Source organism: Sulfitobacter sp. AS59 (genome assembly GCF_038899995.1).
Taxonomy (GTDB): domain Bacteria; phylum Pseudomonadota; class Alphaproteobacteria; order Rhodobacterales; family Rhodobacteraceae; genus Sulfitobacter.
The window spans coordinates 43479-63888 of the sequence record NZ_JBBMQK010000006.1 but is presented as its reverse complement, the minus strand read 5'-3'; the positions used below and the strand labels follow the sequence as shown (position 1 = coordinate 63888).

Here is a 20410-nt window from a genome sequence, read left to right as displayed (position 1 = left end):
GAAGGCCGCCCATGTCACTGACCCCTGACTATGACAGCTTTGCCGCAGGATATGCGGAAGGCAAAAACCAGATCGTGTACACCCGTCTGGCCGCTGATCTGGATACGCCCGTATCTTTGATGCTCAAGCTGACGGGGGCTGCGGAAAACGCCTTTGTGCTTGAATCCGTCACAGGCGGCGAGGTGCGCGGGCGCTATTCCATCATCGGAATGAAGCCTGATCTGATCTGGCGCTGCAATGGCACGACATCGGCCGTAAACCGCGCCGCGCGCTATGACAGCGACGCGTTCGAGGACGTGCCCGGCAACCCGCTGGATACCTTGCGCGGGCTGATCGCGGAATCGAAAATCGATCTGCCTGACGACCTGCCTCAAGCCGCCGCTGGTCTGTTCGGCTATCTCGGCTATGACATGATCCGCTTGGTTGAACACCTGCCGAATGTGAACCCCGACACGCTGGGCCTGCCCGATGCGATGATGGTACGCCCGTCGGTGATTGCTGTGTTGGACGGTGTCAAAGGCGAGGTCACAATCGTGTCGCCCGCATGGGTGTCCGACGGCCAATCCGCCAAAGCCGCTTATGCCCAAGCGGGCGAGCGGGTGATGGATGCGGTGCGTGATCTGGAACGGTCCATGCCCGGCACCAGCCGCGATCTGGGCGAGGCGCACGAGGAATCCGCCCCCGTCAGCAATTTTACCCGCGAGGGGTATAAATCGGCCATCGAAAAGGCGCGCGACTATATCGTTGCGGGCGACATCTTTCAGGTGGTGCCGTCACAACGCTGGGCACAGGGGTTCTCGCAACCGCCCTTCGCGCTGTATCGCAGTCTGCGCCGCACCAACCCGTCGCCGTTCATGTTCTATTTCAACTTTGGCGATTTCCACGTTGTCGGGGCCAGCCCTGAAATCCTTGTCCGGGTCTTTGGCAAGGAAATCACCATTCGCCCCGTTGCAGGCACCCGCCGTCGCGGGGCCACGCCCGAGGAAGACCGCGCCCTAGAGGCCGATCTGCTGGCCGACGAAAAAGAACTGGCCGAGCATCTGATGCTGCTGGATCTGGGCCGCAACGATGTGGGCCGTGTCGCCAAAATCGGCACCGTGCGCCCGACCGAGGAATTCATCGTCGAACGCTATAGCCACGTGATGCATATCGTATCGAACGTGGTGGGTGAACTGCGCGATGACCGTGATGCGCTGGATGCGTTCTTTGCAGGCATGCCTGCGGGCACCGTTTCAGGCGCACCCAAGGTCCGCGCGATGGAGATTATCGACGAGCTGGAACCCGAAAAACGCGGGCTTTATGGCGGCGGTGTCGGATACTTTAGCGCGGGCGGCGATATGGACATGTGCATCGCCCTACGCACCGCCGTGATCAAGGATAAAACCCTGTATATTCAGGCAGGTGGCGGCGTGGTCTATGACAGTGATGCCGAGGCTGAATATATGGAAACCGTGCATAAATCCGATGCAATCCGCCGTGCGGCTGCCGATGCGGCGCGTTTCTCGGGACAAGGTAATAACTGACAATGCCGAACCAAATGCCTTTTGAAATCGCAGGTCAAAAGGTTGCCCCCGGCACCCGTGAACAAGTCGATCTGCCGATTTCCATCCTGCCTGATCACACACCAGTTGGTCTGTCGCTTGAGGTCATCCATGGCAAGCGCTCAGGCCCCACCATGTTCGTCAGTGCCGCCGTGCATGGCGATGAATTGATCGGGGTCGAGATCGTGCGCCGTCTGCTGCGCACCCCGCAGCTCAAGTCCTTGCGCGGGACGTTGTTGGTGATCCCCGTCGTGAACTCCTTTGGCTTTCTGAACCGGTCACGTTATCTGCCCGACCGCCGCGATTTGAACCGGTGTTTTCCGGGCCATCCTTCCGGGTCACTGGGATCACGGCTGGCGCATATATTCCTGAATGATGTGGTGCTGCGCTGCGACTTCGGGATCGATCTGCACTCCGCCGCGATCCACCGCACCAACCTGCCACAGGTGCGCATTTCGCCCTCCGACCCTGTAACACGGCGCATGGCGATCAACTTTGCCGCCCCCGTTGTGCTGACATCCCCGCTGCGCGACGGATCGTTGCGCGCGGTTGCATCGGCCAAGGGCACGCCCGTGTTGCTTTACGAGGCGGGCGAAGGGTTGCGCTTTGACGAAATGGCGGTACGTGCCGGTGTCGCGGGTATTCTGCGTGTGATGCGCGCCGAAGACATGTTGCCTGCCAAAGGCATCGCGCAATCGCGCCGTCAATCGCATGTCTGTTCCAGCTCCACTTGGCTGCGCGCACCTGTGGGCGGGCTGCTGCGCACCTTTCGTGCGGAGGGGGAAACCGTCAAGGCAGGCGATGCGCTTGCCACGGTATCCGACCCCTTTGGCAAGACCGAAGAAGACATCCTAGCCCCGTTTGACGGCATCCTGATTGGCCGCGCGATCCTGCCTGTGGTGAATGAGGGCGACGCAGTATTTCACCTTGCCAAGCTGATGCCCCGTGCCGTTGCCGACACGGTCGAGGATATGATCACCCAGCTAGAAAGCGACCCGCTGTTCGACGAAGACGAGATTATCTAGCGTTATTCGCCGTTTGCGGCCAGCAATACAGCCGAGATCGGCGCAAGGGCGACTTGGCCCGCGCGGTCTTGCAAGCCCCAGACCAGTAACGCCGAGATTGTCTCGGGGCGCATCCGGCCAAGCATGATCACCGAGCCTTCGATCCCTGCCTTAAACGCGGCTTGGTCCAAAAAGCGGCGGATCACGGTGGGTGTCTGACCCTTGCTGTCAAAGTCGCGGAAAATCGGGGCGGCAGGTACACCTTCTTTGACCGCGAGCTTTGGCATGGTGTTCAACCCTTTGTCCTGACTGACCAGCCCATAGCCGCCTTGGGCCAAAATCTCGGTCACCTGATCCGCGACATCGCGGCTAGGCTGCAACCCTGCGCCCTGCCCCTCTAACACACCGACCACCTGCGGCATGCGTTGGAACGCGACGGCAAGGGTCGTTTCGGCATCTGACGGCTCTGCGCCCTCGGGCAGGTCCACCATCGCCAAGACTTCGAACCCTTCGGCACGGTAAATCGCCATCCGCGCGGCAGCGTCTGGCAAGGTGACATCAACGGCAAAACTGATCGGATAAGGAAAACTGCGCAAGGCCGCGATCCCCACTTCGCCACCTTCAAGGTCACTGCCTTGATCAATCAACAAAATGCTCATCAACGGCTTTTGGTCCTCGTTCACAAAAGCTTGGGCATACAGGTCAATCGGGCGAAGTATCGGGAGCGGGCTTGCATCCGCCTGCACCTGATCCACGGAACTGGCAGTGGGCAAACGGTTTACGGTGACCTTGTTGCCGGTTTGCGGCAGGTCCGCATCCGCGTCTGTCGCATTCGGGGTGACGGTGGGCAAGGCGCTATAGGCGCGGCGCGTCTCGGGCTCCTCGGCGGGGGTTTCTTCCGCCTCAACGACAACTGTCTTGATCTTGGGCAGCGGCATGGGCGCGACGGTCGGTTCAGTCTCGGCCGGTGCGTCAGCGGTATCTGGCGCGGGCTCTACGGGCACCTCGACAACCGCTTCATCCTCCTCGGGTTCCGTGGCGACGACTGCAACGGGATCAGCGGCTTGGGTTTCCACCTCTACTACATCGGGGGCTTGCGGCTCCATCGGGGCCAAGGCCATGGGGTTGGGCAGTACGGGATCATCGCCCGAAATCTCCGGCGCTGTGCTTACGGCACCCGGTGTCGGCGCTTCGACCGTTTGAACCATCTCGGGCGGCGTCAGCGGCGCAGTCGACATATCGGGGGCCACATCACCCAGACCATCATCCGCTGGGGGTTCCATCGCCGTCACAGGCTCTGCCACGGGTTGGGGGTCGTCCATTTCAGGCATAACGGCCACAACACCCGCAGCTTCGGCACTGTCGATTTCAGCGGGGCCTGCATCGGAAATTTCAGGCGCGGTGCTGATCGGGATAAAGAACGATACGATTCCAGCCAAGACAACGCTGAACGCGCCGCCGATCAAGATACCCCCTAGAAATCCGCGGATCATGGCTGAAATACTCCTGCTATTTGTTCTTGCATTGGCCCCTACGCGGGCCTGGCACCCTTGACGATGGCTCTTAAGCCTGAACATGTATTGGCGAACATTGTACTGTGGTTTAGCGGCGTTCCTCTAGCCCCAAAACCCCGCCTGAATACAAAGAATTGCCTTATGCTGCTACTGATAGATAACTACGATAGTTTCACCTACAATCTTGTGCATTATCTAGGCGATTTGGGGGCCGACGTCGATATTCGGCGAAATGACGCCATTTCGGTTCAAGACGCAATCGCGCTGAACCCGGCGGGCATTATCCTGTCGCCCGGCCCCTGCGACCCCGATCAGGCCGGCATCTGTCTGTCGCTGACCAAGGCCGCTGCAGGCGCTGGCATTCCGTTGTTCGGGGTGTGTTTGGGGCATCAAACGCTGGGTCAGGCATTCGGCGGCAAGGTCGTGCGCGCCGATGATATTGTGCACGGCAAGATGGGGCAAATGCACCACACAGGAAAAGGCGTGTTTGCCGGCCTGCCCTCGCCCTTTGCCGCGACACGCTATCATTCGCTGGTGGTTGATCGCGCGACATTGCCAGACTGTCTGGAGATCACAGCCGAGCTGGAAGACGGCACCATTATGGGGCTGCAACACCGCGAGCTGCCCTTACACGGGGTTCAGTTCCATCCCGAATCCATCCGGTCCGAGCATGGCCACAAAATGCTTCAAAACTTCCTTGATCTCGTAAAGGTGCCCGCATGAGCGAACGTCTCAAACCGTTGATTGATGCCGCGGCGAACGGCCCCCTGACCCGCGATCAGGCCGAGGAAGCCTTTGGCATCTTGTTCGATGGCGAAGCAACGCCAAGCCAGATCGGCGGTTTCCTAATGGCCCTGCGCACACGTGGTGAAACGGTGGACGAATACGCGGCCGCCGCCCATGTGATGCGCGCGAAATGCAACGCCGTTGTGGCCCCTGCGGGCGCGATGGATATCGTTGGCACCGGCGGCGACGGCAAAGGTACGTTGAACATTTCCACCGCGACCGCCTTTGTTGTGGCGGGGGCTGGCGTCGTTGTGGCCAAACACGGCAATCGCAATCTGTCGTCGAAATCGGGCGCGGCGGACGCGCTAACGCAGATGGGCCTCAAGGTGATGGTCGGCCCCAAAGTGGTTGAGGCGTGCCTGAACGAGGCCGGGATCGGCTTTATGATGGCCCCGATGCACCATCCTGCCATCGCCCATGTGATGCCAACGCGGTCCGAGCTGGGCACCCGCACGATTTTCAACATCCTTGGTCCGCTGACCAACCCCGCTGGCGTGAAACGGCAGTTGACCGGCGCGTATCGCCGCGACCTGATCCGGCCCATGGCCGAGACCCTTGGCGCTTTGGGCTCTGAAAAGGCATGGCTTGTACACGGGTCCGACGGCACCGACGAGTTGACGATTACGGGCATCAGCTGGGTTGCCGCCCTGAACCCCGATGGCACAGTCACCGAGTTTGAGATCACGCCGGAGGACGCAGGCCTGCCGGTACATCCGTTCGAGGATATCGTTGGCGGCACACCCGAAGAAAACGCGATTGCTTTCAACGCATTGCTGGATGGTGCGCCCTCTGCCTATCGCGATGCGGTGCTGTTGAACGCCGCTGCAGCGTTGGTCGTTGCAGATGCGGCCCCCGACCTGAAAACAGGCGTGGAAATGGCCCGCACCAGCATCGACAGCGGGGCCGCCCGCGACAAGATCACCCAAGTGGCCCGCATTTCGAACGCCGGTTGATGTTTGATCTGTCCGCCCTTGGCGCATGGCGCGATCTGCCGTTTTTCGACGACACCCTGCCAATGATTGAGGCCGCATTGGCGCAAGACGACCGGCTGATCCTGCCGCCCCGTCATCAGGTATTTGCAGCCCTGCAACAGACCCAGCCCGATGATGTGCGTGTGGTTATCTTGGGTCAAGACCCCTATCCCACACCGGGGCACGCGCACGGGTTGGCCTTTTCAGCCGAGGCTGACACCCGCCCGCTACCCCGATCTTTGTCCAATATCTTCAAAGAGATGCGCGAGGATATCGGTGATGCGCCGACCAATGCAGACCTGCATTTTTGGGCGCAACAGGGGGTATTAATGCTGAACACCACGTTGACGGTGCCCGCTGGTACTGCAGGCGCACATGCGAAACTTGGGTGGCAAACCCTGACCACGCAAATTTTGCACCGTCTGTCGGATCGCCCCCGTGTCTATCTGCTGTGGGGCGCACATGCGCAGAAAGTTGGCAAAGACGTCGACCCGCAGGCGAACCTTAAAATCGAAACCCCGCACCCGTCCCCCCTGTCTGCGCGGCGTGGTTTTTTCGGATCGCGCCCTTTTTCGCGCAGCAATGACTGGTTGCAGGCCCAAGGCCAAACCGCCATAAACTGGGCAACCCCGGAGGCATCATGACAGATACAATCCTAGACAAGATCAAAGCCTATAAACTGGAAGAGGTCGCCGCCGACAAAGCCGCAAAACCGCTTGAGGCCGTCGAGGCAGATGCCCGCGCGGCATCACCTGTGCGCCCCTTTGCCGACGCGCTGTTTGACGCCGCCCGCGAAGGATACGGCCTGATCGCCGAGATTAAGAAAGCCAGCCCATCCAAGGGCCTGATCCGCGCCGATTTTGACCCCGCCGCACTCGCCGCCGCCTATGCCGCAGGTGGGGCGACATGTCTGTCTGTGCTGACGGACACCCCCAGCTTTCAAGGGGCCAAAGAATATCTGGTCGCCGCCCGCGAGGCCTGCACCCTGCCCGTTTTGCGTAAAGATTTCATGTACGACACCTATCAGGTCGCCGAGGCGCGCGCCCTTGGGGCCGATTGTATCCTGATCATCATGGCGTCGGTCAGCGACGCGCAGGCCCTTGAGCTTGAGGAAGCTGCCGCCGAATGGGGCATGGATGCCCTGATCGAAGTCCATGACAAAGCCGAACTTGACCGCGCCGCCCTGCTGAAAAGCCGGATGATCGGCATCAACAACCGCAACCTCAAGACATTCGAGACTTCGCTGGACACCACCCGCAGCCTGTCAAAATACGTCGAGATGGACAAAATGATCGTGTCGGAATCGGGGCTGAACACCCCTGACGACCTGTCGGAAATGGCCAAATTCGGCGCGCGGGTTTTCCTGATCGGCGAAAGCCTGATGCGCCAAGACGATGTCGAGGCCGCAACCCGTACGCTGCTTGCCAATCCCCTGCGTCCCGGAGGCATGTAAATGGCCCTCACGCATTTTGACGGCAAGGGCGACGCCCATATGGTTGATATCTCGGACAAACCAGTGACATCGCGGATTGCAGTGGCCGAAACCCACATCAAGATGCAGCGCGAAACCTTTGATATCATTACCGAAGGCCGTGCAAAAAAGGGTGACGTTTTAGGCGTTGCACGTCTCGCCGGTATTATGGCCGCCAAACGCACTGCCGACCTGATCCCGCTGTGTCACCCCCTGCCCATCACCAAAGTGTCGGTCGAACTGACCCCCGACCCCGACCTGCCCGGCATCCGGATCGAGGCGACGGTAAAAACAACCGGCCAAACCGGGGTCGAAATGGAAGCCCTTACCGCCGCGTCCGTCACTGCGCTGACCGTCTATGACATGGCCAAAGCGGTGGACAAAACCATGGAAATCGGCGGCCTGCGCGTGTTGCTCAAAGACGGCGGCAAGTCGGGCCGGTTCGAGGCATCATGATCTCGGTCGAAGACGCCCTGTCAAATCTGTTTGATCTTGTCGACCCCATGGGCGTTGAGCGTGTCGGTTTGCGCCATGCGGCGGGGCGTGTGTTGGCGGAAAACGTCACCGCCAACAGATCGCAGCCGCCGTTTGATGCGTCGTCGATGGATGGCTATGCCTTGCACCGGGCCGAGGTCGAACCCGACGCCATGTTCAAAGTGATCGGCGAAGCCGCTGCCGGGCACCGCTTTGACGGCGTCGTAAAGCCCGGTCAGGCCGTGCGCATTTTCACCGGTGCGCCGATCCCCGAGGGGGCCGATTTCGTTGTCATTCAAGAGGATACGACCCGACGCGGCGATCTTTTGATGTTGGGCCATGATATTGACGGCAAAACCAACATCCGCCCCGCAGGTGGCGACTTTAAAGCAGGCGATGTGATGTCCGCGCCGCGGGTGTTGCGCCCTGCCGATATTGCATTGCTCGCCGCGATGAATATCGCCGAGGTGCCCGTTCACATCGCGCCCCAGATTGCGATCATTGCGACGGGGGATGAGCTGGTGCAGCCCGGTGAAACGCCGGGGCCGGACCAGATTATCGCCTCCAACACCTATGGCCTTGCTGCCATGCTGGAACAACACGGCGCGCGGTGCCGGATGATCCCTATTGCCCGCGATACGGTTCCCTCGCTGACCCAAGCGTTCAAGATTGCCCGAGGTGCGGATTTGATTATTACCATTGGCGGCGCGTCGGTCGGGGATCATGATCTGGTCGCCCCGGTCGCGGCCGAAATGGGGATGGAGCAGTCGTTTTATAAGGTCGCGATGCGCCCCGGAAAACCGCTGATGGCGGGAACGCTGGCAGATACGCCGATGATCGGCCTGCCCGGCAACCCTGTGTCGGCGATGGTTTGCGGCGTCGTGTTTGTGGCCCCCGTTGTGCGCAAAATGCTGGGCCTTCCGGCCAAGCCTGCCCCCCGTCTGTCCCTGCCCCTGGCCGTGGATCTGCCCCAAGGCGGGCCGCGCGCCCATTATATGCGTGCTTTGGTCAAGGGTGGCGCTGTCCACCCAGAGACCAATCAAGACAGTTCATTGCTTAGCGTTCTGGCGCAGGCGGATGTGTTGATGATCCGGCCAGCAGATGATCCGGCGCGGAAAATTGGCGATATGATGGACTGTATCGCGCTGTAGCGTTGACACAAAACAAGAACATCACTAGAACAAACCCAAACCAATAATCTCAGGGAATGTTCGGATGCTGACGAAAAAACAACTCGACCTGCTGGCTTTCATTCACAAGCGCGTTCAGCGCGATGGTGTTCCGCCCAGTTTTGACGAGATGAAAGAAGCATTGGACCTGCGATCGAAATCCGGCATCCACCGGTTGATTACAGCTCTTGAGGAACGCGGATTTATCCGCCGTCTGGCCCACCGCGCCCGCGCCATCGAAGTGGTAAAATTACCAGACAGCATGGGCGGTCTGCCAAAGCCCGGATTTACCCCCCGCGTTATTGATGGCGACCGGCCCGACAGCCCGCCCCCCGCCGCCGCGCAATCGGTGTCCGGATCGTCGACTGACATTCCGATGATGGGCCGCATCGCGGCCGGTGTCCCGATCGAGGCGATTTCCACCATGTCCCATTCCGTAGCGGTGCCGGGGAACATGATCAGCGGCAGCGGTGAACACTATGCCCTTGAGGTTAAAGGCGATTCGATGATCGAGGCGGGCATTAACGACGGTGACGTGGTGGTGATCCGCGAAACGTCTGTTGCCGATGACGGTGATATTGTGGTCGCTCTGGTCGAGGATCACGAGGCAACGCTCAAGACCTTTAAACGCCACGGCACCTCAATTGCGCTTGAGGCGGCGAACCCGGCCTATGAAACGCGGGTGTTCCCGTCGGATATGGTCAAGGTTCAGGGGCGTTTGGTGGGTTTGATCCGCACATATTAATCGCACCTATCGGCCAGACTACATGTCAGGCCATTGTGTCCACAGCCGCGTGCCCGCCAATTGGCGGGCCGTTTGCATTTTAAGTTGACCGTCGTTCACAGACATTGCGATTGCGCCGGTCTTGCGCAGGTGGGCGGGGTCAAAGATCACGCAATCACCGATGTGGTGATCAATTTCTACGGATGACACGACAATCTGCCCCGCCGAACATCCAGCAAAGGCAGCAACCGCGCGTTTGCCGGACAGGTGGATGATCTCTTGGCCGGCGATACGCATATTTGGCCCCCACCGCGCGGCAGCATCTGCCTGTTCTGCACCGTCGCCGTCATTTTCCAGCCAGTTTCGGGCAACAAACCCTGCCCCCTTGGCCTTGCTCAGCGCACGGCCTTGGGCTGTCATGACCCCGACCAGATTGCCCGTATCCGCGATCAAGACCGTCGGCCGCGCGGCCTGATGCCACAAGGCGAATGCTGCAAAGACCGCCAGAAGCCCCGCAAAACGCAAGCGCCCCTGCCACAGCAAAAGCCACAAGAACCCAAGCGCCATCAACGGCAGCACCCACACCCCCGGCCCTTTGACATGGCCCTGCGCCCCGTCAAGATCGGCCACGAATGCCGCCACGCCTAAAATCCAACGCAGCCCCAAGCCCATGATCCACAACGCCAAATGATCCAATCCCAAGGGGGCCATAACCAACGCGCCAACCGCCGCTGGCATGACCAACAGGCCCATCAATGGCACCGACAACAGGTTCGCGATCAGCCCGAAATGCGCAATCGAATTGAAATGCGCCGACCCTACAGGTGCCGTAAAGACGCCTGCCACCGCAGATGAGATAAAGGTCGCGACCGCCGGAGCGAGCCATTTCGGCCCGAGTGACAGCTCTGCCTCGCGCAGCCAGCCGAAGACGGCCACCAGCGCTGTGGTTGCGGCGAACGACATCTGAAACCCCGGCCCCATCAAGGCCTCGGGTCTGAGGGTCAAAACAATCGTCGCAGCAATGGCAACCGCCCGCAGGCTCAGCGCGCGCCGCCCCAGCATCAGCGCGCCCAAGGCCACGGCAACCATAACGAATGCACGTTCGGTCGCCACGTTCCCGCCCGACAGCGCCAGATAACCAGTGGCCGCGACCAGCGCACCCGCTGCCGCAATACTGCGGGTGGGCCAACGCAGGGCAACCCATGGGATCAGGCTGAGCACCAGACGCAGCGCGCCAAAAACAACGGCGCTGAGCAACCCCATGTGCAGACCGGAAATCGCCAGCAAATGCGCGAGGTTGCTGGCGCGCAGATCAAACAATGCGGTTTGGCTGATGGCGCTGCGATCCCCCGTTGTAATTGCTGTCGCAAAGCCGCCGATGTCCCCCTCAAGCGCCGCTTGCACGCGCGCCGATGCCGCCATGCGCACCCGCAAAACCAGCAGACCGGCACGACCCTGCGATGCGGCTGCAGCCCCCAGCACCGGATTGCGGGTATAGCCCACGGCCCCGAGACGGGCGAACCAAGCGTGGCGTTGAAAGTCAAAACCGCCCGGCTCAACCGGGCCACTGGGTGGTGACAGATGCCCCGTGGTCATCACCCGCATCCCCGGTTCAGCGGTAATGCTGTGGGTTTGATCGCCGTGCAGCGATACCCGCACGCGCGTCGGGGTGCGGGCGCGGGAAACCCTTTCCAACACCACCCGGTCCAAGGTCAGGCGCAAGGCGTCAGACTGACTGCGATCAATCCCGACAATGCGCCCTTCGATCGCACCGTAATAGCGCCAGCCCAAAACCGGCCCGCTCACCGCATGGGCACGCAAGGCAGCCAGGTCGAACCCGATCATTCCCAAGGCAAGGGCCACGAAAACGGGGCTGACGCCTTCGGGCAGAAACCGCTGCGCCCAAATCAGCGCCACCGCGCCCGCGGTCAACCCGATCAGAACAGGCAGCTCAGGTTCGACCGTCAACATGAAATAGCAGCCGATACCGCAGGCAAGGCAGACCGGCACCCAGCCGAACAGATGCCCGCGCTGCGCCAACATCATCAGCGATAGGCCTTGCATCAGGCCCATACTTGCCCCCGATCCCCGCACTAGATAGATAGACCCTGACGCTAGCCGCAGCATGGTTAGCAAATGATAAACGGCCCCCCGCCCAAGGGGATTTCCGTGCCATTTCTTCTGAAAGGACGCCGCCCATGACACAGCCTGTCGTCACCCGTTTTGCCCCCTCGCCGACCGGCTATCTGCATATTGGCGGTGCGCGCACGGCGCTGTTCAGCTGGCTATATGCCCGGGGCCGTGGCGGCAAGTTCCTGCTGCGGATCGAAGACACAGACCGGGTGCGCTATACGCCCGAAGCCACCGATGCGATCCTGCAAGGCATGGCTTGGCTGGGGCTGGATCACGACGGCGATGTGGTCAGCCAGTTCGACAATGCGCCGCGTCACGCGGAGGTCGCACTTGAACTGCTCGCAGCCGGCAAGGCCTATAAATGTTTCGCCACTCAAGAAGAAATCGCCGCATTCCGCGACACTGCCAAAGCCGAAGGGCGCAGCACGCTGTATCATTCGCCCTGGCGTGACGCGGACCCAGCGACCCACCCTGACGCGCCATACGTCGTGCGCATCAAAGCCCCGCAAAGTGGCGAGACGATTATTCGCGACCGCGTTCAAGGCGATGTGAAGATCGGCAACGACCAGTTGGATGACATGGTTTTGTTACGTTCCGATGGTAGCCCCGTCTACATGCTGGCCGTTGTGGTAGATGACCATGATATGGGCGTGACCCATGTGATCCGTGGGGATGACCACCTGAACAACGCCGCGCGTCAAATGATGATTTATAATGCAATGGGATGGGACGTGCCGGTTTGGGCGCATATCCCGCTGATTCACGGCTCTGATGGCAAGAAACTGTCGAAGCGTCACGGTGCCTTGGGCGCTCAGGAATATCAGGCCATGGGCTATCCCGCCGCCGGCATGCGCAACTATCTTGCCCGCCTCGGCTGGAGCCATGGGGACGACGAATTTTTCACCGATGCGCAGGCAAAAGAATGGTTCGATCTGGACGGAATCCGCAAAAGCCCTGCCCAGTTTGACCTTAAAAAGCTGGAAAATATCTGCGGCCAGCATATTGCCGTCGCCGATGACGCTGCGTTGCGGAAAGAGATCGAGGCCTACCTGGCTGCTGCGGGCCTTCCTGCCCTAACGTCGCAACAAGGTGATGGGCTGGAGCGGGCGATGTATTGTCTGAAGGATCGGGCAAAAACCTTCCCTGAACTCCTTGAAAAAGCTCAGTTTGTCTTGGCCATCCGCCCCATCGTACCGGATGAAAAAGCGGCGAAAAATCTAGATGATGTATCCCGTGGTATACTGAGAGAATTGACGCCGCAGTTGCAGAATGTTAACTGGGATCGAGAAACGCTGGAAGACGCGCTGAACGGCTTTGCCGCCGCACATGATACCAAATTTGGCAAACTGGCCGGACCTTTGCGGTCGGCCCTTGCCGGTCGGGCAGCTACCCCATCGGTATTTGATATGTTGCTGGTTTTGGGTCGTGATGAAAGCCTTGCCAGATTGCAGGACGCAGCGGTTTGAGGGATGCTTAAGCAAATCTCAACCAAACGCGAGATAACACAACGCACACGCCAATTCAGGCAAGTGCCGGACGGTGGGCAAAACGCACACCGCCAACGGTAGAAAGGGACTTCATGGCCGAGAGTACAAAATCAGCAACGTTGACCATCGACGGAAAAAGCTATGAATTACCCATTCATTCCCCAACGGCTGGCCCCGATGTCATGGATATTCGCAAGCTTTACGCGCAGGCGAACGTCTTTACCTATGACCCGGGTTTTACGTCGACCGCTGCCTGTGACAGCACCATTACGTTCATCGATGGTGACGAAGGTGTGTTGCTGCACCGCGGATACCCCATCGATCAACTGGCCAGCCAGTCGCACTATCTAGAGGTCTGCTACCTGCTGCTTTATGGTGAGCTGCCTTCGCCAACGAAGCTGGAAGAGTTTGAAAATCTGGTGACCAACCACACCATGATCCACGAACAGATGATTAATTTCTTCCGTGGTTTCCGCCGTGACGCGCACCCAATGGCCATCATGGTCGGTGTCGTCGGTGCCATGTCTGCGTTTTATCACGACAGCACCGACATCAACGACGCGCACCAGCGCGAGGTCGCGACGATCCGCCTGATCGCCAAAATGCCAACAATCGCGGCCATGGCGTATAAGTACACCATCGGCCAACCCTTTGTTTATCCACGCAATGATGTCGATTATGCCGGTAACTTCCTGCGCATGTGTTTCGCCGTCCCTGCCGAAGAATATGTGGTCGATCCGATCCTCGCCCGCGCGATGGACCGCATCTTTACCCTGCATGCCGATCACGAGCAAAACGCGTCGACATCGACTGTGCGCTTGGCGTCGTCCTCGGGTGCGAACCCGTTTGCCTGTATCGCTGCCGGCATCGCCTGCCTTTGGGGCCCTGCCCACGGTGGCGCGAACCAAGCATGCCTTGAAATGCTCAAGGAAATTGGCACGCCGGACCGCATTCCGGAATTCATCGCACGGGCGAAGGACAAAAACGATCCGTTCCGCCTGATGGGCTTTGGTCACCGCGTTTACAAAAACTTTGACCCTCGCGCGACCGTGATGAAAGAAAGCGCCGACGAGGTTCTTGAACTACTTGGCGTTGAAAACAACCCAATCCTGCAAGTTGCCAAAGAACTTGAGAAACAGGCGCTGGAAGATCCGTATTTCGCAGAAAAGAAACTGTTCCCGAACGTCGATTTCTATTCCGGCATTATTCTTGAAGCCATGGGCTTTCCAACTTCAATGTTCACGCCAATCTTTGCATTGGCGCGCACCGTTGGCTGGATTTCGCAGTGGAAAGAACAGATTAGCGATCCACAGCTGAAAATCGGCCGTCCACGCCAGCTGTATCTGGGTGAAAACAAGCGCGATTACATCGACATCGAAAACCGCTGATATCAGCGCGAATTTGATTTTAACGCTCCGCCATTTGGCGGGGCGTTTTTTTATGTGCCCGCATCGCAACCAACGGAATAGCGACCGGCCCATGCTCCAAATAGGCGCATAATACGCTCAATTAGAATCAACCCAAGGCAGCGCGCGTGATCAAACACGCCCCCACGCCCCGATTGTTTCCATCCATTTTTCGACATTTCGAAACCAAACCGCCAAGACTGCGGCGGTTCTGTGCTTTTGTTTCCCCACATTGAACAATTAGCGAACTTGATTGACCGACATCAGCGGGCACCAATAAACTAGGGGAAATCGGTGGGGGCCGCACATCTGTCTTTTCTGAAAATCGAGCAGATTTTCAACGGCGTGCAGGCATTCCACAATAAAAGACAGAGGATTGCAGCGATGGCAGTTTTAGATAAAGAGGCCGATCTTCAGTGGGACAATGCGACCAGCCTGAAGTCGGTTGAGGCGCTGAAACAGAACTGCCCGCAGGGGTCTTTTGTGCGCGACAATCATCAAAACTGCGACCAGATTGCCGTGATTTATAACAAGGGCCAGACACCTCCGCACATCACGGTGAAAAAGGTGTCCAGCTCTGTTCAGACGGTGTGGGCCGATGGTGTCGCGGTGGCTGTGGTGGCCTGCACATCCCGCCCTACACTGCGCCCCGACGACGTCCTGTTGATCGAACGCTCGATTTAGGCGTCGCAGTTACCGCCCTTCAAATTTGGCAATCCGCTTTTGCAGGAACGCGATAACGCCTTCCTTGAAATCACGGGATTGGCCGCATTTGCCCTGCTCTCGGGCCTCCAACGCCAGTTGATCCTCAAATGAGTTATCCCAGCTTTCGCGGATGGCTTTCTTGGTCGATGCATAGGCCATGGTTGGGCCACTGGCCAATTGCGCCGCCTTGGCACGCCAATGTCCGCCAAATTCCGCGTCCGGGACGGCTTCCCAAATCATACCCCAGCTATCTGCCTGACGGGCGCTGATCTTATCCGCGAACAGCGCGGCCCCCATTGCCTTGGCCATGCCCATCTGACGCGGCAGCGTATAGGTGCCGCCTGCATCCGGGATCAAACCGATACGGGTAAACGCCTGCAAGAAATATGCCGATTCAGTGGCGATAACGATGTCAGCGGCCAGCGCGAGGTTCGCCCCCGCCCCCGCTGCCGCACCATTGACGGCGGCAATCGTCGGCACCGGGCAGTTCGAAATCGCGCGCAGCATGGGCGCATATTCATCGCGCAAGGTCCGCTCCAGATCCATGGCAGCGCCGCCGTTGCTATCGCCCAGGTCTTGGCCCGAACAAAACGCGCGCCCTGCCCCCGTTACAACCACACAGCGCGCCAGCTTGCCCGCCTGCGTAAAGGCATGTTCGATCTCGGCGCGCATCTGCGAGGTCAGCGCGTTCATCTTATCGGCACGGTTCAGGGTAATAACGGCAAGGCCGTCGGTCAGGTCAAAGGTTAAGGTCTGGTAATCCATCGGTCAGGTCCAATCTGCAGGTTTGCGCGCACTGTACCCAATGCTGCCCACAGGACCAGTAAAACCACGCGTTACCTTTTTAAAATTTCGTCCAGACGGGCCTGTTCTTCGGGGCTAAGCGGGGTTTGATCCGGTGCCGGGGCACGTGATCGTCCGCGCAAATAGCCATAGCCCAACCCAGCAGCCAGCAGCAGCATCAGCGGGCCAGCCCCCCACAACAGCCACGTCGACCCCGACGCTGGGGGATTAAGCAAAACATATTCGCCATAGCGATCAACAATGAAATCAACAGCTTCTTGGTCGCTATCCCCCGCGACCAACCGTTCGCGCAGTAATATCCGCAGGTCGCGGGCAAGGCTGGCGTTACTTTCGTCGATGCTCTCATTACGGCACACAAGGCAGCGCAGCCCCTTGGACAGATCGCGCGCCCGTTCCTCAAGCACCGGATCTGACAGGATTTCATCGGGCTGCACCGCCAAGGCGGGCGTGACCAGCAACATGAGTGCAATCAAAAGCGCCCTCATTCCGCTGGCACCGCTGTTGCGCGTTTGGCCGCACCCGCAGCCACCCGAAACCGTCTGTCCGTGAGGCTAAGCAAACCGCCCAAGGCCATCAGCGCGCAGCCGATCCAGATCCAGTTTGTCAGAGGTTTGACATAGGTTCTTATGACCCAACCGCCGGTGTCTTGTTCATCCCCGATCACCACATAGACATCGCGCAGCAGGTTGTAATCAATCGCCGCCTCGGTCGTGGGCATCTGCGCCACGGGGTAAAACCGTTTCTCAGGGCGGAGTTGCGCGATTTCTTTGCCGTCTTGGAACAAGGTCACATAGCCGGTGGTCGCCACATAATTCGGCCCCTGAGACCGTTCAACATTATCAAGCTGAACGGTATAGCTGCCCACATCAATCGTTCCGCCAATAGGCACGGCGCGAATGTCGTCAATGTTCCACGCCATCAGGCCCGCGATCCCGGCCATGGTCACGCCAAGCCCGGCATGGGCAGTCATCTTGCCCCAATCGGCGCGCGGCAGACGTAGCAGGCGGCGCAACCGCCCCTGCCCGCGCCCCGTGCGGCCCAACAAGTCAACCACGGTGCCCATCACAATCCAGGCACCCAAGAACATGCCAACCGGCCCCAAAAGGCTGCGGCCCGTCTGTATCACATAGGCCAAACCACCAAGCGCCACCGCCAGCACGAAGACATAGCGCAACGGTTTCAAGGCACGACCAATCTGCGCGCGTTTCCACGGCATTGCCGATCCGATGGGCAAGACCAACCCTAGCAGCACCATAAACGGCGTGAATGCCGCGTTAAAGAACGGCGGCCCCACGCTTAGCTTGCGGTCAAAGAACATCTCGGCCAGCAGCGGCCACATCGTTCCGATAAACACGACAAAACACGCCACAGCCAGCAGCACGTTATTCACCAGCAAAGCAGATTCGCGGCTGACGATGCTAAACACGCCCTTCGCCTCTAACGCCGATGCGCGCAGGGCAAACAGCACCAAAGCGCCCCCCATAAAGAACGCCATAATCATCAAAATGAAAACGCCGCGTTCCGGATCATTGGCAAAGGCATGGACGGACGTTAGCAAGCCCGAGCGCACGATAAATGTACCGATCAACGAAAACCCAAACGCAAGGATCGCCAGCAGGATCGTCCAGCTTTTCAGACTCTCGCGTTTCTCGACCACAACGGCCGAATGCAACAGCGCGGCTGCCAAAAGCCATGGCATAAAGGACGCGTTTTCAACCGGATCCCAGAACCAGAACCCGCCCCAGCCCAGCTCGTAATAGGCCCACCAGGACCCAAGCGCGATGCCGATTGTCAGGAAAATCCAGGCCGCCAATGTCCAAGGGCGCACCCAACGGCCCCATGCCGCGTCAATGCGCCCTTCGATCAAGGCGGCAACGGCAAAGCTGAAGGTCATCGACAGGCCAACATAGCCCAAATAAAGGAACGGCGGGTGAAAGGCCAATCCGGGGTCTTGCAGCAGCGGGTTCAAATCCTGCCCGTCAAAGGGCGGTGTCGCAAGGCGTAAAAACGGGTTCGAGGTGAATAGAATAAAGGCATAGAACGCCACGCCGATAGCCGCCTGAACCGCCAAGACACGTGCGCGCAGGCTTTGCGGTAAGTTCCCGCCAAACCACGCAGCCATCGCGCCAAACAGTGATACGATCAGCACCCAGAGCAGCATTGACCCCTCGTGATTGCCCCATGTGCCGCTGATTTTATACAGCATCGGCTTCATCGAATGGCTGTTCAGCACCACCAAGCGCAACGAGAAATCCGAGGTGATAAACGCCCACATCAACGCGCCAAAGGCCAGCGCTGTCAGGGCAAATTGCGCGCCAGCTGCGGGCTCGGCGGCGGCCATCCAGCCGGGCCAGCGTTTATAGGCACCGATCAGCGGGACAACCGTCTGAAAAATGGCGACGCCAAAGGCGAGGATAAGGGCGAAATGTCCGAGTTCTGTAATCATGCCGCATTATAGGCCGCAAACGCGCACCTTGCCATGCCCATTCACGCCCTCTTGGCGCGCAAAGCGTCGCAGTTAGGCCGCCGCTTTGCGCCAATCCTCAAGCGCGGGGTTTTCCGCATCCTCGATCACCGCCAAAGACAGCGCCGCATCAGCCCCTGTCGCGGCCACTTGAACGGAATCGTGGCGCAAGGCATCGATCGACCGGATGTTGCCCACCACCTGAGGCACCTGCGCAATCGTGCGCACGATAGAGCGTTGGAATTCCTGGGTTTTCACCTGATGCCGCGCGCCGAAATAGAACGATACGATCACGCCCAATAACCACCACAACGGCTCGGGCACCAGCGCAATCCCTTGCATACGCGCCGCAAACCAGATCGGATCGACCATCGCCGCCACGAATAACCCCAGCGTGCCAAGCGCCAGCGCGGGGCGTGGTAGCCGGTTTAACCCATCCATAAAGCGGTCAAACCCGCCCTTGCGTTCAATCGCAAACTCGGCGGCATATTGCGCCATCGCCTGATCCTGTGCCGCCGCAGACCGCTGCGCGCCTTTTTCGGCGTTTTCGCGGAAGACTTCGACTGTGTCGCGGACCATCTCACCGCTGTTGCCAAACACCAGCCCGATCACCTTGTCGATCACCCCCATGATGCTGTCCTTTCGCTGAATGCTGACTGGCTTAGGTGATATTTCGGGGCGATGAATTCCTCGGCCCGCTTGATCCACCCGCCTTTGCCCCCAGCCCTTGTACGGGCGTATTTGCGGCTGGCGGGGCGTTGATCGGCCAGTCGTAAATAATAGTTCCGCCGCGCAATGCCGTAGGCGTCCACCATTTCCTGCGGGGCCCGCGCATAGGCATCATGGGCCGCAGTGTGGCTTTGCGGTCCAAGCGCGCCATCGACCGCGATATCATAGCCCATGGTCCGTAAAAGCCGCTGCAGGATTTTCACCGCATTGCCCCCCGCATTGACATACATGTCGAACACGCTGGCATGCAGTCCCTCGGGCAGGCCTGCGATCTGGGGCGCATGGAAATAATGCTGGATAAAGATATCAACGGCATCTTCTTGTGTCAGGTGGTGCAGATCACGCTGATCCACCACACCGTCACCGTTCAAATCGACGCCCAAGCGGCGCATTGTGTGGATCGTGACGCCAAAATTCGTGGCCCCGCCCGGATCATCCGGATCGTTCACAAACCCGCCTTCACGGGCAACGATGTCCCTTGCGATGTCTTTGACCGAGCTCATCTGCATACCCCCTTGCGCGTTTCAGTTGCGCAAAGGTGCAGGGTCTTTCGTTAACGTATGAAAAGCGGTCCGTTCGGTCCTAGCTCTCAGGCTCTACATAAACGCCTTGGTCCTTCAACGCGTCTATGACTTCCTTGGGCATATAAGTCTCGTCATGTTTGGCAAGGATTTCAGTCGCTTCAAAGACGCCGTTAATGTAACGCCCCGTGCCAACCATGCCTTGGTTTTCCTCAAACAAATCGGGCAGAACGCCGGTATAGGTCGCAGGAACAATTGCCCCGCCGTCGGTCACGGAAAAGCGGATTGTCTCGCCATCACCACGGATCAGCGACCCTTCGACGACCAAGCCACCGATGCGAAACACCTCGTTCGGGCCGGGCGGCTCTGCGATCACCTGACTTGGGGCGCGGAAAAAGTTAATGCCGTCACGCATCGCATAGCCGATCAGCGCGGTGGACAGCACCAAAGCCACCACCGCCACTGCGATCACCTGAATCCGACGCTGCTTTTTAAGACTTTTCATGC

Annotated in this window: 20 protein-coding genes; 12 read left to right on the top strand and 8 right to left on the bottom strand. The window is 59.4% G+C overall.

The window, feature by feature from the left end; genetic code table 11:
- Positions 1-11 precede the first annotated feature (11 nt).
- Positions 12-1523: an anthranilate synthase component I gene (gene trpE, locus WNY39_RS13820; RefSeq protein WP_342846337.1), complete on the top strand. Its 1512-nt coding sequence runs from the start codon at positions 12-14 to the stop codon at positions 1521-1523.
- Between the two features lie 2 nt (positions 1524-1525).
- On the top strand, positions 1526-2566 hold the full coding sequence (locus WNY39_RS13815) for a succinylglutamate desuccinylase/aspartoacylase family protein (RefSeq protein WP_342846335.1): 1041 nt from the start codon (positions 1526-1528) through the stop codon (positions 2564-2566).
- A gap of 2 nt (positions 2567-2568) precedes the next feature.
- Here the strand turns inward: WNY39_RS13815 and WNY39_RS13810 are convergent, their stop codons facing one another.
- A complete protein-coding gene (locus WNY39_RS13810) occupies positions 2569-4038 on the bottom strand; it encodes a divergent polysaccharide deacetylase family protein (RefSeq protein ID WP_342846333.1) in 1470 nt (489 codons plus the stop codon).
- A gap of 162 nt (positions 4039-4200) precedes the next feature.
- Here WNY39_RS13810 and WNY39_RS13805 point away from each other — a divergent pair, with 162 nt between their 5' ends.
- From WNY39_RS13805 to lexA, 7 genes are all read left to right on the top strand, one after another.
- Positions 4201-4782 carry an aminodeoxychorismate/anthranilate synthase component II gene (locus tag WNY39_RS13805; protein ID WP_342846332.1) on the top strand — a complete coding sequence of 194 codons (582 nt, stop codon included), beginning with the start codon at positions 4201-4203 and terminating at the stop codon, positions 4780-4782.
- On the top strand, positions 4779-5798 hold the full coding sequence (trpD, locus tag WNY39_RS13800) for an anthranilate phosphoribosyltransferase (RefSeq protein WP_342846330.1): 1020 nt from the start codon (positions 4779-4781) through the stop codon (positions 5796-5798). The genes WNY39_RS13805 and trpD overlap by 4 nt, the downstream gene beginning before the upstream one ends.
- Positions 5798-6460 carry a uracil-DNA glycosylase gene (locus WNY39_RS13795; RefSeq protein WP_342846328.1) on the top strand — a complete coding sequence of 221 codons (663 nt, stop codon included), beginning with the start codon at positions 5798-5800 and terminating at the stop codon, positions 6458-6460. The genes trpD and WNY39_RS13795 overlap by 1 nt, the downstream gene beginning before the upstream one ends.
- Positions 6457-7269 (top strand): indole-3-glycerol phosphate synthase TrpC, encoded by an 813-nt coding sequence (gene trpC, locus WNY39_RS13790; RefSeq protein WP_342846326.1) that lies wholly within the window; start codon positions 6457-6459, stop codon positions 7267-7269. Before WNY39_RS13795 ends, trpC begins: the two co-directional genes overlap by 4 nt.
- Positions 7270-7743: a cyclic pyranopterin monophosphate synthase MoaC gene (gene moaC / locus WNY39_RS13785; protein ID WP_342846324.1), complete on the top strand. Its 474-nt coding sequence runs from the start codon at positions 7270-7272 to the stop codon at positions 7741-7743.
- Positions 7740-8912, top strand: coding sequence for a gephyrin-like molybdotransferase Glp (glp, locus tag WNY39_RS13780; protein ID WP_342846322.1), 1173 nt, complete (start codon positions 7740-7742; stop codon positions 8910-8912). The genes moaC and glp overlap by 4 nt, the downstream gene beginning before the upstream one ends.
- 64 nt (positions 8913-8976) lie before the next feature.
- On the top strand, positions 8977-9675 hold the full coding sequence (lexA, locus tag WNY39_RS13775) for a transcriptional repressor LexA (protein WP_342846320.1): 699 nt from the start codon (positions 8977-8979) through the stop codon (positions 9673-9675).
- 18 nt (positions 9676-9693) lie between these two features.
- Here the strand turns inward: lexA and WNY39_RS13770 are convergent, their stop codons facing one another.
- Positions 9694-11727: a ComEC/Rec2 family competence protein gene (locus WNY39_RS13770; RefSeq protein ID WP_342846318.1), complete on the bottom strand. Its 2034-nt coding sequence runs from the start codon at positions 11725-11727 to the stop codon at positions 9694-9696.
- Positions 11728-11852: 125 nt separating this feature from the next.
- Between WNY39_RS13770 and gltX the strand changes: the two genes are divergently transcribed.
- The 3 genes from gltX (at position 11853) to WNY39_RS13755 (ending at position 15364) form a co-directional block, all read left to right on the top strand.
- Entirely contained in the window at positions 11853-13253 is a 1401-nt protein-coding gene (gltX, locus tag WNY39_RS13765) for a glutamate--tRNA ligase (protein ID WP_342846316.1), read from the top strand.
- Positions 13254-13366: 113 nt separating this feature from the next.
- Complete coding sequence (gene gltA / locus WNY39_RS13760) at positions 13367-14662, top strand: citrate synthase (protein ID WP_341234435.1); 1296 nt, start codon at positions 13367-13369, stop codon at positions 14660-14662.
- A 402-nt stretch (positions 14663-15064) separates the two neighbouring features.
- Positions 15065-15364, top strand: a complete 300-nt coding sequence (locus tag WNY39_RS13755) for a hypothetical protein (protein ID WP_341234434.1) — start codon at positions 15065-15067, stop codon at positions 15362-15364.
- A 9-nt stretch (positions 15365-15373) separates the two neighbouring features.
- Here WNY39_RS13755 and WNY39_RS13750 read toward each other — a convergent pair whose 3' ends face one another.
- The 6 genes from WNY39_RS13750 to ccmE all read right to left on the bottom strand — a co-directional run bounded on the left by WNY39_RS13750 (position 15374) and on the right by ccmE (position 20408).
- The gene (locus tag WNY39_RS13750; RefSeq protein WP_342846314.1) at positions 15374-16150 is read right to left on the bottom strand and encodes an enoyl-CoA hydratase-related protein; all 777 of its coding nucleotides are present in this window, start codon (positions 16148-16150) and stop codon (positions 15374-15376) included.
- A 71-nt stretch (positions 16151-16221) separates the two neighbouring features.
- Positions 16222-16674, bottom strand: coding sequence for a cytochrome c-type biogenesis protein (locus WNY39_RS13745; RefSeq protein WP_341234432.1), 453 nt, complete (start codon positions 16672-16674; stop codon positions 16222-16224).
- Positions 16671-18635 (bottom strand): heme lyase CcmF/NrfE family subunit, encoded by a 1965-nt coding sequence (locus tag WNY39_RS13740; protein WP_342846311.1) that lies wholly within the window; start codon positions 18633-18635, stop codon positions 16671-16673. The genes WNY39_RS13745 and WNY39_RS13740 overlap by 4 nt, the downstream gene beginning before the upstream one ends.
- 72 nt (positions 18636-18707) lie before the next feature.
- The gene (locus WNY39_RS13735; protein ID WP_342846309.1) at positions 18708-19283 is read right to left on the bottom strand and encodes a holin family protein; all 576 of its coding nucleotides are present in this window, start codon (positions 19281-19283) and stop codon (positions 18708-18710) included.
- Positions 19274-19885 carry a holin-associated N-acetylmuramidase gene (locus tag WNY39_RS13730; RefSeq protein WP_342846307.1) on the bottom strand — a complete coding sequence of 204 codons (612 nt, stop codon included), beginning with the start codon at positions 19883-19885 and terminating at the stop codon, positions 19274-19276. Before WNY39_RS13730 ends, WNY39_RS13735 begins: the two co-directional genes overlap by 10 nt.
- A gap of 79 nt (positions 19886-19964) precedes the next feature.
- The gene (gene ccmE, locus WNY39_RS13725) at positions 19965-20408 is read right to left on the bottom strand and encodes a cytochrome c maturation protein CcmE (RefSeq protein WP_342846305.1); all 444 of its coding nucleotides are present in this window, start codon (positions 20406-20408) and stop codon (positions 19965-19967) included.
- Positions 20409-20410 lie beyond the last annotated feature (2 nt).

Excerpts from the sequence above, each read along its gene's own strand:
- WNY39_RS13805 (WP_342846332.1), top strand. The coding sequence starts at position 4,201 with ATGCTGCTACTGATAGATAACTACGATAGTTTCACCTACAATCTTGTG.
- WNY39_RS13810 (WP_342846333.1), bottom strand. The coding sequence starts at position 4,038 with ATGATCCGCGGATTTCTAGGGGGTATCTTGATCGGCGGCGCGTTCAGC.
- lexA (WP_342846320.1), top strand. The coding sequence starts at position 8,977 with ATGCTGACGAAAAAACAACTCGACCTGCTGGCTTTCATTCACAAGCGC.
- WNY39_RS13745 (WP_341234432.1), bottom strand. The coding sequence starts at position 16,674 with ATGAGGGCGCTTTTGATTGCACTCATGTTGCTGGTCACGCCCGCCTTG.
- gltA (WP_341234435.1), top strand. The coding sequence starts at position 13,367 with ATGGCCGAGAGTACAAAATCAGCAACGTTGACCATCGACGGAAAAAGC.
- ccmE (WP_342846305.1), bottom strand. The coding sequence starts at position 20,408 with ATGAAAAGTCTTAAAAAGCAGCGTCGGATTCAGGTGATCGCAGTGGCG.
- WNY39_RS13795 (WP_342846328.1), top strand. The coding sequence starts at position 5,798 with ATGTTTGATCTGTCCGCCCTTGGCGCATGGCGCGATCTGCCGTTTTTC.
- gltX (WP_342846316.1), top strand. The coding sequence starts at position 11,853 with ATGACACAGCCTGTCGTCACCCGTTTTGCCCCCTCGCCGACCGGCTAT.
- WNY39_RS13770 (WP_342846318.1), bottom strand. The coding sequence starts at position 11,727 with ATGGGCCTGATGCAAGGCCTATCGCTGATGATGTTGGCGCAGCGCGGG.
- WNY39_RS13735 (WP_342846309.1), bottom strand. The coding sequence starts at position 19,283 with ATGGGGGTGATCGACAAGGTGATCGGGCTGGTGTTTGGCAACAGCGGT.
- moaC (WP_342846324.1), top strand. The coding sequence starts at position 7,270 with ATGGCCCTCACGCATTTTGACGGCAAGGGCGACGCCCATATGGTTGAT.
- WNY39_RS13815 (WP_342846335.1), top strand. The coding sequence starts at position 1,526 with ATGCCGAACCAAATGCCTTTTGAAATCGCAGGTCAAAAGGTTGCCCCC.
- WNY39_RS13730 (WP_342846307.1), bottom strand. The coding sequence starts at position 19,885 with ATGAGCTCGGTCAAAGACATCGCAAGGGACATCGTTGCCCGTGAAGGC.
- trpC (WP_342846326.1), top strand. The coding sequence starts at position 6,457 with ATGACAGATACAATCCTAGACAAGATCAAAGCCTATAAACTGGAAGAG.
- trpD (WP_342846330.1), top strand. The coding sequence starts at position 4,779 with ATGAGCGAACGTCTCAAACCGTTGATTGATGCCGCGGCGAACGGCCCC.
- WNY39_RS13740 (WP_342846311.1), bottom strand. The coding sequence starts at position 18,635 with ATGATTACAGAACTCGGACATTTCGCCCTTATCCTCGCCTTTGGCGTC.
- WNY39_RS13750 (WP_342846314.1), bottom strand. The coding sequence starts at position 16,150 with ATGGATTACCAGACCTTAACCTTTGACCTGACCGACGGCCTTGCCGTT.
- WNY39_RS13755 (WP_341234434.1), top strand. The coding sequence starts at position 15,065 with ATGGCAGTTTTAGATAAAGAGGCCGATCTTCAGTGGGACAATGCGACC.
- trpE (WP_342846337.1), top strand. The coding sequence starts at position 12 with ATGTCACTGACCCCTGACTATGACAGCTTTGCCGCAGGATATGCGGAA.
- glp (WP_342846322.1), top strand. The coding sequence starts at position 7,740 with ATGATCTCGGTCGAAGACGCCCTGTCAAATCTGTTTGATCTTGTCGAC.